Below are 12,209 nucleotides of genomic sequence, written 5' to 3'. Positions count from 1 at the left end.
GGCCATTGTTACCGACTCGGGGCCTCCGCTGCTGCCGTGCGGCGGGTAGCGACCGGCACCGACCGGATCGGGCGACGCCGGCAGCAGTCACAGGAGGGGTGCGGCGGCCACCGTCGGTGACGGACACGGCCGGGACCGCGGATCTCCACCGCGCCGCCGAGCGTCTCCGGCTGGCCGCCGTCGAGCTGGGCCAGCACCTCCGCCGTCGCGAAGGCCGCCGCGGCGAGCCCGGTGGCGACGGCGCAGGCCCGCTCGCCCCGGTCGGCGGCGAGCTGGGCGGCCAGCGCGGGCCAGTCCGGATCCCGGTCGCCGCGATGCAGGTCGAGGCAGCGCAGGCAGGGACCGGCGGGTGGGCGGACCAGCGGACCGATCACCGGTACGCCGCCGCGCAGATCGAGCAGCAGATGCGGCTGGCGCCGGCGGGCGTAACCGGTGGCGAGCAGTTCCGCCGGACGGTCGACGCCGAGCTGCACCACCAGGTCCGGCCGGGTTCCCCGCAACGGGGCGGTGACCGTGCCGGGCGCGCACCGCTCCAGCGCCGCGCGTACCGCCGGTGCCAGCGGCCGGCCCAGCTCCGCGGTGGTCAGGCCGGTCCCGGCCAGGTCGCCGGCGCCGACCGGGCCGGCCAGATCGGGTACGACGTGCCCGACGCCGGCCTGGGCCAGCGCGACGGCGACCGTCGCGCCGAGCCGTCCCGTGCCGGTGACCAGCACCCGCGCGCCCCGGCGGCGGCGCAGCAGCCGAGCCGGGGTGCCGGGCAGGTCGGGTGACGCGAGCGCCAGCGCGGCGGCCTCGGCGGCCAGCCGGGCCCGGGCCGATCCGGTGAGGTCACGGGGGAGCAGCGCCTGCGCCGGCACCACCAGTCCGTTGTCCCGGAGCGTGTCGAGCAGGGCGCGGGCCTCGTCGGACGGGATCCGGGCGGCGCCCGCCTCGGCGAGCACGGCGCGTTCGCTGCGGGTGCCGTCGAGCAGGTCGAGCAGGCGGGCGGTCCCGGGCGAGGAAATCTCCAGCAGGAACGCCCGGCCGGGCTGCTCGCCGAGCTGGAGCGTGTGCCGGTCGCGCCAGAGCCGGGTGAGGCCGGGCAGCAGGATGGGGCGGACGAGCGGTGTCGGATCGGTCACGCAACTCATCGTGACCGTCTCCACGCGATCCGTCACTCGTTGTCCACAGCCGCGCGTGCCGTGGCCAGCGTTGTCCACAGGATCTCGCCGGTTTTCCACAACCAGCCGGTAGTTGTGTCGGCTACGCGACGGGGGAGGGCGGCCACCGGCCGCCCTCCCCCGTGTGTCCTACGGGTCAGACCTTGGCCTTGCCCAGGATGCGGTTCACTGTTGTGCCGCATACCGGGCACTTGCCCTTTGCCATGTTCATGCCGGTCTTCGAGACCTCCACGTGCCCCTCGAAGTCCCGCTTCTCCTTGCACTTCACGCAGTAACCGTTGTAGGTCTGGGCCTGGTCGGCCACGGTAGCCTCCTCGTCTCGTCCGCCGGAGGTGTCCGGCGGGTCTCCCTGCGGCGGCCCACGCGTGGCACCGGCGCCGGGGGTTCTCCGCGGCCAGTCACCTGACCGTGGTTGGCGGACCCTACCCAGGTCTGGGCGGTTCCATGTCAGCTGTACGCCGACTCTGTGAGCAAGTCGACGTCGAGAGTGTGCATGCCGAGTAACGTCGGATAAGTCAGTTTCGCGCGGACACGCCGGATGAAATGCGCCCAGCTCCCCTTCGCGCCGCCCCGCCGACCGTCACCCGTCGTAGATCACTTAACGTGAACAGGGCCGGTCAGGTGATGGTCAGCTACCGTCGCAAAGAATTTTTTCCGGACTCCGGACAATCAACCGCCATTTTCCGGGCGCGTGTCGTCGTGTTGACTCTTGCGGAGCCCTGGTCAGTACGCATTAGCTTTCCCTCGTGACAGTCAACCGAGGCTGCGCGGACCGGTAATGGCCGTGACGCGGAAGCCCGTCGTCGAGGTGCGGCGCAGCCAGCGTCGGCGGCGCACGGTGTCCGCGTACCGGGACGGGGAGCGCGTCGTCGTGCTGATTCCCGACCAGTTCTCCCGGGCCGAGGAGAGCGAGTGGGTCGACCGGATGCTCGCCCGGCTCGCCGCCCGTGAGGGCCGGCTGACCCGCTCGGACGCCGAACTGCTCGCCCGCGCCGCCCGTCTGATCGACCTCTACCTGACCGAGTACGGATCGGCCGCCGTGCCGGCCAGCGTCCGCTGGGTGACCAACCAGAACGGCCGCTGGGGCTCCTGCACGCCCGCCGACCGCACCATCCGGCTCTCGCACCGGGTCCAGGACATGCCCGACTGGGTGATCGACTACGTGCTGCTGCACGAGCTGGCTCATCTCATCGTGCCCAGCCACAACGCCGAGTTCTGGGCGCTCGTCGCCCGCTATCCGAGATCGGAGCGGGCCCGCGGCTACCTGGAGGGCGTTGCCGCCACCGCAGCCGTCCCCTGACCACCCCTGGCCGCGGCCGGCGTCTGGTCCGCTCCGTCGCGCCGACGTCATGATCGAGGGCGGACCCGGCCGGCGGTGGGGTTAAGGTCAGCGGATGTCGCGACGTGTGGTGGTGGCGCTGCTCGGCCCGGTGACCTGGTCGCCGCCCGGAATCGATCCGACGCGCTGGCGTACCGCGCTCGCCGAGGACGTGGTGGACCTGCTGGCCACTCTGAACGAGGTGGAGACCGCGGTGGCGGTCACGGCCCGGGACCGATGGCTGGCCGACGCCGTGGTCTGGCCCGGCACCCAGGTGTACGAGGTGGCCGAGCCGACGCCGAACGCGGTGTTCGCGGCGTTGGCCGGGGAGTCGTCCGCGCATGGATCCGAGAGCGCGGCGGCTCGGGGCCGGGTCGTGGACACCGGTGACCGGGCGGCCCACACGGGCGGCTACGACCAGGTGGCTGTGGTGGCGGCGGACGCGCCGGACGTGCCCGGGCTGACGCTCGGCAAGCTGCTCCGGCCGCTCACCACCCGGCCGGTGGCGGTGGCCCCCGCCGAGGGAGGCGGAACCGGGCTGCTGGGGGTGGCGGCGCGGCTGCCCGTACCGGAGTGGTTGCCGGCGCTGGATCTGGACACGACCGAGCCGGCCGAGGTGCGGCGAGCGGCGCCGAGCCCGGGGGACGTGGCGGTCACCGCCGGCTGGCGCCGGATGCGCGGCCCGGCCGACCTGACCGCCCTCGATCCGGCCGTCGAGGGCTGGGAGGCCACCCGCGCCCTGCTGTCCGGCCACCCCGTCTGACACCCCGCCGGGCGGCGGGGCGGGGCCGGGGGCGCAGACGCGGACGGGGCCCGCACGGTGATCCGTGCGGGCCCCGTCGCGTACGCGTCAGCGCTTGTCGTCGTCCTCGCCCGGGGCCTTCTCCTCCGGGGCGCCCGGTGCGGAGAAGTCGAAGTTCGCCAGCTCGTCGTCGAGATCGGTGCTCGTCGTGGCGAACGCCTCCGGCGCGGCGAAGTCGTCGTCGGAGGGCAGCAGGTCCGGGTGGCCCCAGACCGCGTCCCGGCCGGCGATGCCGCGGTGCTCGGTGAGCGCCGCCCACAGCACCGACGCCTCACGCAGGCGACGGGGCCGCAGTTCGAGGCCGACAAGCGCGGCGAACGTCTGCTCGGCCGGGCCACCCGCCGCGCGGCGGCGGCGGAACGCCTCGCCGAGGCGTACCGCGTTGGGCAGGCGGTCACCGGCGGCCCTGTCGACGACGTGGCAGACCCAGCCCTCGACCAGCGCGAGCACGGTCTCCAGCCGGGCCAGCGACGCCTTCTGCGCGGGCGTGTCCTCGGGCGTGAAGATGCCCTCCAGCGCGATCGCCTGCATCGACTCCGGGTCGGTCGGGTCGACCCGGCCCATCGCCTCCTCGATCGCCTCCCGGTTGACCCGGATGCCCGCGGCGTAGTTCTCCACCGCCGCCAGCACGTGCCCGCGCAGCCACGGCACGTGCTGGAACAGGCGCTGGTGGGCGGCCTCGCGCAGGGCCACGTACAGGCGTACCTCGTCCTCGGGCAGCTCCAGGCCCTCGCCGTACACCTTGATGTTGGCGGGAACGAGCGCGGCGGTGCCGGCGGGGCCGAGCGGCAGGCCGATGTCGCCGGCGGAGAGCACCTCGGCGGCGAGCGAGCCGAGCGCCTGGCCGAGCTGGCCGCCGAAGAGGGCGCCGCCGAGTGTGGCGACCATCGACTGCATCGGGCCGAGCTGGGCGCGGGCCTCCGGCGGCACCAGGTCGCCCATCGCGCCGACCATCCGGCTGGCCACCGGGTCGCAGAGCTTGCGCCACACGTCGAGCGTCTTGAAGATCCACTCGTTGCGGTTCCAGGCGACCGAGCTGCGGATGCCGGAGGGCCACGAGGTCGCCGGCTCCAGCCAGAGGTCGGCGATGCGCAGCGCCTCCTCGACCGCGTTGCGTTCGAACGGCGACACCGCCGGGTCGCCGGCGGCGGCGAGCTGACTGGCGGCTACCTGCCGGGCGAGGTCCCAGTTGACCGGTCCGCTGCCCGGCGCCGAGAGCAGGTGCTGCAACTGCGACATGAACTGCTGCATCGCCGCGGGATCGTTGGGGTCTGGTGGTTGACCACCCGGGAGCGCGAAGCCGAACGGAATATCAGGCACGACGTCTACGGTACGCGGGCCCCGCCGCAGGTCGTGCCACTCGGCGTTGCGCTGAGGGCGAAGTCCGCCGGTCACCGCGCCGGATGGCGGGGGACGGATCGGTACGCTCTGGCGCATGAGACGTCGCGGCGTGACCGTCCTGCTCGGTGCCCTGCTCACCGCCCTGCTCAGCGTCGGCGTGCTGAGCGTGCCGCTGCCGTACGTGGTGCTCGGCCCCGGTCCGACGGTGAACACGCTGGGCCGCGAGGACGGCAAGGAGGTCATCCAGGTGACCGGCCGCGCGACGTCCACCTCCGCCGGTCAGCTCCGGCTCACCACTGTCGGTGTGCAGCCGACGGTGCGGCTGCGGTCGGCGCTGGCCGGATGGTTCTCCTCGGACGAGGCCGTGGTGCCGCGGGAGCTGGTCTACCCGCCGGGGGAGTCGCAGGAGGAGGTCGAGAAGCGCAACGCGGAGGACTTCCAGAACTCGCAGACCAGCGCCGAGACGGCGGCGCTGCGCCAACTGGGCTACCCGGTCAAGGTGCTGGTCAAGGCGGTCACGGCGGGCGGCCCGTCGGTCGGCGTGCTGCGGCCCGACGACGTGCTCACCTCGGTCGACGGGGTGCAGGTGACGAGCGCGGCCAAGCTGACCGAGCTGATCCGGTCCAAGCCGGCGGGCACCGCGCTGAAGATCGGCTACAGCCGGGGCGACACCCCGGGCACCGCCACGGTGACCAGCCGCGAACAGGACGGCCGGCCGCGGATCGGCGTGGAGATCGACCAGCAGCAGCCGCACCCGTTCAACCTCAAGATCGACCTGGGTGACATCGGCGGTCCCAGCGCCGGGCTGATGTTCTCGCTCGGCATCATCGACAAGCTGGAGCCGGCCGACCTCACCGGTGGAAAGATCATCGCCGGTACCGGCACCATCGACGACGAGGGCCGGGTCGGCCCGATCGGCGGCATCGCGCAGAAGCTGGTCGGCGCCAAGGACGCGGGCGCGAAGGTGTTCCTGGTGCCCGCCGACAACTGCGCCGAGGCGGTCCGCAACCCGCAGCCGGGCCTGCCGCTGCTGAAGGTCGCCACGCTCGACGAGGCGTTGAGGGCGCTCGAAGCGTTGCGGTCCGGGGGACAGCCGACGCGCTGCTGAGGCGGGCCGGCCTGCGGCCACCGGGCGGATCGTGACGTGACCTTGACCCGACGTGCTCAGGAACACCCCGTACTCTTGGTGCCTGGTCGGAGCCGATCACATCGAGCGTGCGGAGCCAAACAGTGGTCATGCGTAGCAGTCCCTTACCGAGGATGAGCCGGCGCGGACGCGTCACCATTGGTGTCCTGATCGGGGTGTTCGTCTTGTTCACCCTCCTCGGGTGGGGCGTCAACGCCTGGACGGACTGGCTCTGGTTCGGCGAGGTCCGCTACACCCAGATCTTCACCGGCGTGCTCGTCACCCGGCTGCTGCTGTTCCTGGTGATCGGCGTCGGCATGGCGCTGATCGTCGGCGGCAACCTCTGGCTGGCGTACCGGCTGCGGCCCCGGATGCGTCCGCACTCGGCCGAGCAGGCGACCCTGGAGCGCTACCGGATGCTGCTGAGCCCGCGGCTCGGCACCTGGATCGCGCTCGCCGCCGCCGTCGTCGGGCTGTTCGCCGGCCTCTCCGCGCAGAGCCGGTGGGCCCAGTGGCTGCTGTTCCGCAACGGCGGCGACTTCGGGGTGAAGGACCCGGAGTTCGGCGTCGACGTCGGCTTCTACGTCTTCCAGCTCCCGTTCTGGCGCTACCTGCTCGGCGTCGGCTTCACCACCGTGGTGCTGTCGCTGCTCGGCGCGCTCGCCGTGCACTACATCTTCGGCGGGGTGCGGCTCCAGGGCGTCGGCGACCGGATGACGAACGCCGCCCGGGCCCACCTCAGCTCGCTGGTCGCCGTGTTCGTGCTGCTCAAGGCCGTCGCCTACGTGCTGGACCGGCGAGCCATGCTGCTGGAGTACAACGAGGGTGCCAAGCTCTACGGCGCCGGCTACGCCGACGTGAACGCGCTGCTGCCGGCGAAGGAGATCCTCGCCTGGATCTCCATCGTGGTGGCCCTGGCGATCATCGTGTTCTCCAACGCGGTCATGCGGAACCTGGTCTGGCCGGGCATCTCGCTCGCCCTGCTCGGCGTCTCCGCGGTGGCGATCGGCGGCATCTACCCGTGGGCGGTGCAGACGTTCGAGGTCAAGCCGAGCGCCCGGGACAAGGAGGCGCCGTACATCGAACGCAGCATCAAGGCCACCAGGTCCGCGTTCGGCCTCGACGGCACGAAGACCACGCCGTACGCCGCCAGCAACCTCGTGCCACCCGCCAGCCTGGCCACCGACACCTCGGTGGTGTCGAACATCCGGCTGCTCGACCCGCAGCTCGTCTCCGAGACGTACACGCAGCTCCAGCAGGTCCGTGGCTTCTACGACTTCGGCTCGAAGCTGGACATCGACAGGTACTCGGTCAAGGACAAGACCTCCGACTACGTGGTCGGCGTCCGTGAGATCAACTACGGCGAGCTGACCGACCAGCAGAACAACTGGATCAACCGCCACACCGTCTACACCCACGGGTACGGCCTGGTGGCCGCCCCGGCGAACCAGGTGGTCTGCGGCGGCCAGCCGTACTTCGTCTCCGGCTATCTGGGCGAGAAGGCGCAGGAGGCGTGCTCCGCGCCGACCGAGGAGATCCCGGCCCAGCAGCCGCGGATCTACTACGGCGAGCGGATGGAGGCGGGTGACTACGCGATCGTCGGGCAGAACGGCGACCGTAACGTCGAGTTCGACCGGCCCACCTCCACCGGCGGTGAGCAGTACTACACCTACACCGGCGAGGGCGGCGTCAAGATCGGCTCGTTCCCGCGCCGGCTGCTCTACGCGATCAAGGAGCAGGAGTCGAACTTCCTGCTCTCCGAGGCGGTGAACGAGAACTCGAAGCTGCTGTACGTGCGTAACCCGCGCGACCGGGTGGAGAAGGTCGCGCCGTTCCTCACGCTCGACGGCGACCCGTACCCGGCGGTGGTCAACGGGCGTGTCCTGTGGATCATCGACGGCTACACCACCGCGGCGACCTACCCGTACGCCGAGCGGGTCAACCTCCAGGCCGAGACGACCGACGAGCTGACCGGCCGGGGCACGTTCCAGCTCGCCCGGGAGAACGTCAACTACATCCGCAACTCGGTGAAGGCGACAGTCGACGCGTACGACGGCACGGTCAAGCTCTACTCGTACGACGACACCGACCCGGTGCTCAAGGCGTGGAACAAGGCGTTCGGCGGCGACCTGGTGCTGCCCAAGGGCGACATCCCGGCGGAGCTGGCCGAGCACTTCCGCTACCCCGCCGACCTGTTCAAGGTGCAGCGCAACCTGCTCACCAAGTTCCACGTCACCGACCCCGGCGACTTCTACTCCGGCCAGGACTTCTGGCAGGTGCCGAACGTGCCGGACGCGCCGGACAGCGGGCAGAAGCAGCCGCCGTACTACCTATTCACCCAGTTCCCCGGGCAGGAGGGGCCGCGCTTCCAGTTGACCTCCGCGGTCACCCCGAACGGGCGGCAGAACCTGGCCGCGCTGGTCTCCGGGTCGTACATCGACGGTCAGCCGAGACTGGAGGTGCTGGAGCTGCCGGACCAGACCCGGATCTCCGGGCCGACACAGGTGCACCAGCAGATGACGAACAACGGCGACATCCGGCAGCAGCTCAACCTGCTCTCCTCCAACCAGGCGCAGGTGCAGTACGGCAACCTGCTCTCGCTGCCGTTCGCCGACGGCATGCTCTACGTCGAGCCGGTGTACGTGAAGAGCAGCAGCCAGGACGCGTACCCGCTGCTGCAGAAGGTGCTGCTCTCCTACGGTGACGGCGGCTCGTACGTGGTGCTCGCCAACAACCTCAGCGACGGCATCAAGCAACTCGTCGAGCAGGGCAAGCGGGCGCCGAACAACAACCCGCCGCCCAGCACCGACGACACCCCCACGCCGCCGCCGACCGGGGGTGACAACAACAACACGCCGCCGATGAGCGGGGAGCTGACCCAGGCGGCCGCCCGGGTGCAGACCGCGATCGGCGAGGTCAAGGCCGCGCAGGCGTCCGGTGACTTCGAGCGGTACGGGCGCGCGCTGAAGGCGCTGGACGAGGCGATGAGCGCGTTCCAGCAGGCCCAGGCCGCGGCGAACAGCTCGGGCAACCCGGCGCCGTCGGGCAGCGTCTCGCCGCCGGCGCCGACCTCACCCGCGCCGTCACCGGGCGGCTGACGCCCTGACCGACACCACGAGCCCGTGGTCCGGGACCGCAACGGTCACCCGGACCGCGGGCTCGTCCCGTCCCGTCGAGCGGACGCCCCGGGCGGCGCCGCCACCGGTGGGTACCCGTTTTGCGCCTCCCCGGGGCGATGCGCTACGGTTGTCGAGCCGACGCGGGGTGGAGCAGCTCGGTAGCTCGCTGGGCTCATAACCCAGAGGTCGCAGGTTCAAATCCTGTCCCCGCTACTCGTGACGAAGGGCCCCGGAGTTCTCTCCGGGGCCCTTCGCCGTTACCGACCCCTGCTCGGGCTCACCCGGGGCGCAGAGGCGATCCCAGGCTGCTTCCGGGGGTCACGGTCCTCTCCTCCTCACGGTCGCGCGCGGCAAGGTGAAGGGCGCGCTCCCGTACTCTGTCCCGGTTCGGCCAGCGGTGTCGGGATGATGCCCGCCGGCCCTCCGGGGACGCCCGCGACGGAGCGCGGCCGGGATCGGGTACCCGGCTGATCTCCAGGATCGGAGTGCGATAAGCTATGTGAGCCGACGCGGGGTGGAGCAGCTCGGTAGCTCGCTGGGCTCATAACCCAGAGGTCGCAGGTTCAAATCCTGTCCCCGCTACCAAGGTTCAGGCCCGGAATCCACGGATTCCGGGCCTGAACTCATTCCGGGGTCGTCTCGGTGAGGGCGAGCAGCCGCGACAGCAGGACGCCGATCAGCGCCACGACGAGCGTGCCGGGCAACTCGGCGACATCCACCCCGTCCGCCGTGCCCGGGTTGCGGGTCTCGGCGAGGATGGGGGCATGTCTGCATGGAACAAGTGGTGGGGCCGCCTGGGCGCGGTCCTCGGTACGGTCGTGCTCTCGGTCTTCGTGCCGGTCGCGGCCTGGGCGTCCACCGGCACCGGCGAGATCGTGGTGGAGGCGGCACGCCGGCGCTCCCGCGGTGGGTTCGGCATCGTCGGCCTGCTCTGCTGCCTCGTGGTGGTCGGCGGCATCGTGCTGCTCGTGTTGCTGCTCACCCGCGGACGCCGCAACCGTCCCCCGCGCTGACGCGGATCCGCCCCACCCCCGGCGCGGGGGTGGGGCGGGCTACCGGGCCAGGGCGGTGTTGGCCTGCGCCATGAAGCGGGAGGTGGCGGTGCGGGCGCCGGCCCGCTTGGCGCGGATGCTCTCGGCCGCCTCGATCAGCAGCGTGCGCACCTCGGCGTGCCCCTTGGGCGGAGGTGCGGGCGACGGCCCGGCCAGATCCTCCAGCTCGGCGCCGAGCGCGGCCATGCGCCTCTCGGCCCGGCCGGTGACCTCCTCTGCGACGAACGAGCGCACCTGCTTGCTGGCGTTCAGGCCGCGTTCCAGGCCGAGGAGACGGCCGGCCGCCACGTTCGTGGTCAGGAAGTCGAGCACGTCCACCACCGCCCCCGGGTGGCGGGTGCCCCGGAAACCGGCCCAGTACATCGACGCGCGCGGCCACTGCGCGGCGGGCGTACCCGGGAAGGCGACCGCGCCCAACTCGTCGTCGGTCAGGCCCTGCAGCTCCGGCAACTGGTGCGACCAGGCGAAGGAGGCAGCGGCGTGCCCGGTGACCACGAGCTGGCGGGCCAGCTCGCCGCTGTCGGCCTGCTCGACCAGGGCGGCGCTCGGTGTGGCCCGGTCGAAGCGCGCCACCTCCCAGAACTCGAACCAGGCGAGCAGTTCGGCGGAGCCGAACCCGAGCTGCCGCCCCTGGTACAGCTCGCTGCCCTGGCCCCGCAGCCACAACCAGAACGCCCGGTAGTCGCCGGAGGCGTCCATGGTGCCGGCCACCCGGTTGCCGGAGGCGCGCGTGACGCGGGCGGCCCAGGACGCGTACTCCTTCCAGGACATCCCGGTACGCGGCTCGGGCTGGCCCAGCCGGCGCAGCAGCCGGCGGTTGAACACCAGCGCCGCGCTCGTCTGCGCGGCCGGCACACCGACCGTCCGCTCGTCCACCTGGCCGTAGCGGGCCAGTTGCTCCGGCACCTCGCGCAGGTCGAGCCGCTCGTCGGCGACATACCGGGTGAGGTCGAGCAGGATGTCCCGGCCGGCGTACTCGGCGAGCAGGGTGTCGTCGATCTGGAACAGGTCCGGCGGGTTCCCGCCGGTGGCCTGGGTGGCGATCCGGTCGTAGTAGCCGCCCAGCCCTTGCCAGGTGACCCGGAAGCTGACCCGCGGGTTCTGCTGCGAGTACAGCCGTAGCGCCCGCTCGGTGGCCGCGGCCCGGCGGGCGCCGCCCCACCAGAACACGGACAGCTCGACCGGGCCGTCGTCGGCGGCCACCTCGTCCGGGCTGCATCCGGCGAGCACCGGCAGCCCGGCAGCCAGCGGCAGCCCGGTGAGCGCGCCGAGGAACCGTCGCCGGTCGAACCCGGGACGGGGTACGGACTGCACAGCGCGCACGGGTCTCTCTCCGAAGGTGGGGTGGACGGATCATTTCACCGGCCCCCGGCCGGGTGTCAACGCCGGGCGTCCGTGCCGGGCGGACGGCGACGGGCACGCCGAGCGACCCGCGCCGGTCATGGTGTACTAGCGCCGTGGAACTTCTGCACTCGGGCAAGGTCCGGGACGTCTACGCCGACGGCGACGACCTGATCCTGGTCGCCACCGACCGCGTCTCCGTCTACGACGTGGTGCTGCCGACCCCGATCCCGGACAAGGGCCGCCTGCTCACCGCGCTGTCGCTGTGGTGGTTCGAGCAGCTGTCCGACCTGGTGCCGAACCACGTGATCTCGGCTACCGACGTGCCGGCGGAGTTCGCCGGCCGGGCGATCCGCTGCCGGCGGCTGGAGATGGTGCCGGTCGAGTGCGTGGCGCGGGGCTACCTGACCGGCGGCGGCTTCGCCGAATACCAGCGCGCCGGCTCGGTCTCCGGGGTGCCGCTGCCCCGCGGCCTGGTCGAGGCGTCGATCCTGCCCGAGCCGATCTTCACCCCGTCGACAAAGGCGCCGAAGGGCGAGCACGACGAGCCGATCACGTACGAGCAGGTGGTGGACAAGGTCGGGCCGGAGGTGGCGGAGCGGCTGCGGCAGATCACCATCGACGTCTACCGGCGCGGCGCGGAGATCGCCGCCGAGCGGGGCATCCTGATCGCGGACACGAAGCTGGAGCTGGGCTGGGCGCCGGACGGCACGCTGGTCCTCGGCGACGAGGTGCTCACCTCCGACTCGTCCCGGTTCTGGCCGGCCGAGTCGTACCAGCCGGGCCGCTCCCAGTTCTCCTACGACAAGCAGTACGTGCGGGACTGGGCCACGGCCGGCGGCTGGGACAAGCAACCGCCCGCGCCGGAGGTGCCGGCCGAGGTGATCGAGGCGACCCGGGCCCGTTACGTCGAGGTGTACGAGAAGCTCACCGGCAACCGCTGGGACTGA

Annotated in this window: 10 protein-coding genes and 2 tRNA genes; 8 read left to right on the top strand and 4 right to left on the bottom strand. The window is 72.1% G+C overall.

What is annotated here, in order from left to right; genetic code table 11:
* Positions 1–8: 8 nt before the first annotated feature.
* Positions 9–1,130, bottom strand: a complete 1,122-nt coding sequence (locus tag ACFYO8_RS17570; RefSeq protein WP_355047443.1) for a TOMM precursor leader peptide-binding protein — start codon at positions 1,128–1,130, stop codon at positions 9–11.
* A 166-nt stretch (positions 1,131–1,296) separates the two neighbouring features.
* Positions 1,297–1,464: a DUF5679 domain-containing protein gene (locus ACFYO8_RS17565; RefSeq protein WP_007464795.1), complete on the bottom strand. Its 168-nt coding sequence runs from the start codon at positions 1,462–1,464 to the stop codon at positions 1,297–1,299.
* Between the two features lie 474 nt (positions 1,465–1,938).
* Here ACFYO8_RS17565 and ACFYO8_RS17560 point away from each other — a divergent pair, with 474 nt between their 5' ends.
* Positions 1,939–2,460, top strand: coding sequence for a M48 family metallopeptidase (locus tag ACFYO8_RS17560; protein ID WP_354871615.1), 522 nt, complete (start codon positions 1,939–1,941; stop codon positions 2,458–2,460).
* Positions 2,461–2,554: 94 nt separating this feature from the next.
* Positions 2,555–3,241: a hypothetical protein gene (locus ACFYO8_RS17555; protein WP_357708223.1), complete on the top strand. Its 687-nt coding sequence runs from the start codon at positions 2,555–2,557 to the stop codon at positions 3,239–3,241.
* Positions 3,242–3,328: 87 nt separating this feature from the next.
* On the opposite strand, the gene ACFYO8_RS17550 is transcribed toward ACFYO8_RS17555, so the two are convergent.
* Positions 3,329–4,600 (bottom strand): zinc-dependent metalloprotease, encoded by a 1,272-nt coding sequence (locus tag ACFYO8_RS17550; RefSeq protein ID WP_354871610.1) that lies wholly within the window; start codon positions 4,598–4,600, stop codon positions 3,329–3,331.
* Between the two features lie 115 nt (positions 4,601–4,715).
* Between ACFYO8_RS17550 and ACFYO8_RS17545 the strand changes: the two genes are divergently transcribed.
* From ACFYO8_RS17545 to ACFYO8_RS17525, 5 genes are all read left to right on the top strand, one after another.
* Positions 4,716–5,729, top strand: coding sequence for a PDZ domain-containing protein (locus tag ACFYO8_RS17545; RefSeq protein WP_354871607.1), 1,014 nt, complete (start codon positions 4,716–4,718; stop codon positions 5,727–5,729).
* A gap of 128 nt (positions 5,730–5,857) precedes the next feature.
* Positions 5,858–8,845: a UPF0182 family protein gene (locus tag ACFYO8_RS17540; RefSeq protein WP_354871604.1), complete on the top strand. Its 2,988-nt coding sequence runs from the start codon at positions 5,858–5,860 to the stop codon at positions 8,843–8,845.
* Positions 8,846–9,005: 160 nt separating this feature from the next.
* A tRNA-Met gene (locus tag ACFYO8_RS17535) sits at positions 9,006–9,079 on the top strand.
* Between the two features lie 295 nt (positions 9,080–9,374).
* Positions 9,375–9,451 (top strand) — tRNA-Met (locus tag ACFYO8_RS17530).
* A 179-nt stretch (positions 9,452–9,630) separates the two neighbouring features.
* The gene (locus ACFYO8_RS17525) at positions 9,631–9,879 is read left to right on the top strand and encodes a hypothetical protein (protein WP_354871602.1); all 249 of its coding nucleotides are present in this window, start codon (positions 9,631–9,633) and stop codon (positions 9,877–9,879) included.
* A 39-nt stretch (positions 9,880–9,918) separates the two neighbouring features.
* Here ACFYO8_RS17525 and ACFYO8_RS17520 read toward each other — a convergent pair whose 3' ends face one another.
* Positions 9,919–11,241, bottom strand: coding sequence for an extracellular solute-binding protein (locus tag ACFYO8_RS17520; RefSeq protein WP_354871600.1), 1,323 nt, complete (start codon positions 11,239–11,241; stop codon positions 9,919–9,921).
* A 134-nt stretch (positions 11,242–11,375) separates the two neighbouring features.
* Here ACFYO8_RS17520 and ACFYO8_RS17515 point away from each other — a divergent pair, with 134 nt between their 5' ends.
* Positions 11,376–12,209 (top strand): phosphoribosylaminoimidazolesuccinocarboxamide synthase, encoded by an 834-nt coding sequence (locus ACFYO8_RS17515; protein ID WP_354871598.1) that lies wholly within the window; start codon positions 11,376–11,378, stop codon positions 12,207–12,209.

Source organism: Micromonospora sp. NPDC005257 (assembly GCF_042872445.1).
Classification (GTDB): Bacteria; Actinomycetota; Actinomycetes; order Mycobacteriales; family Micromonosporaceae; genus Micromonospora.
Note: the sequence above shows the minus strand (reverse complement) of the source record. Positions and strands in the feature narration are given on the sequence as shown.

What these genes read in the sequence shown, in the direction of transcription:
- ACFYO8_RS17555 (WP_357708223.1), top strand. Translation starts at nt 2,555, where the DNA reads ATGTCGCGACGTGTGGTGGTGGCGCTGCTCGGCCCGGTGACCTGGTCG.
- ACFYO8_RS17560 (WP_354871615.1), top strand. Translation starts at nt 1,939, where the DNA reads ATGGCCGTGACGCGGAAGCCCGTCGTCGAGGTGCGGCGCAGCCAGCGT.
- ACFYO8_RS17570 (WP_355047443.1), bottom strand. Translation starts at nt 1,130, where the DNA reads ATGAGTTGCGTGACCGATCCGACACCGCTCGTCCGCCCCATCCTGCTG.
- ACFYO8_RS17525 (WP_354871602.1), top strand. Translation starts at nt 9,631, where the DNA reads ATGTCTGCATGGAACAAGTGGTGGGGCCGCCTGGGCGCGGTCCTCGGT.
- ACFYO8_RS17540 (WP_354871604.1), top strand. Translation starts at nt 5,858, where the DNA reads ATGCGTAGCAGTCCCTTACCGAGGATGAGCCGGCGCGGACGCGTCACC.
- ACFYO8_RS17545 (WP_354871607.1), top strand. Translation starts at nt 4,716, where the DNA reads ATGAGACGTCGCGGCGTGACCGTCCTGCTCGGTGCCCTGCTCACCGCC.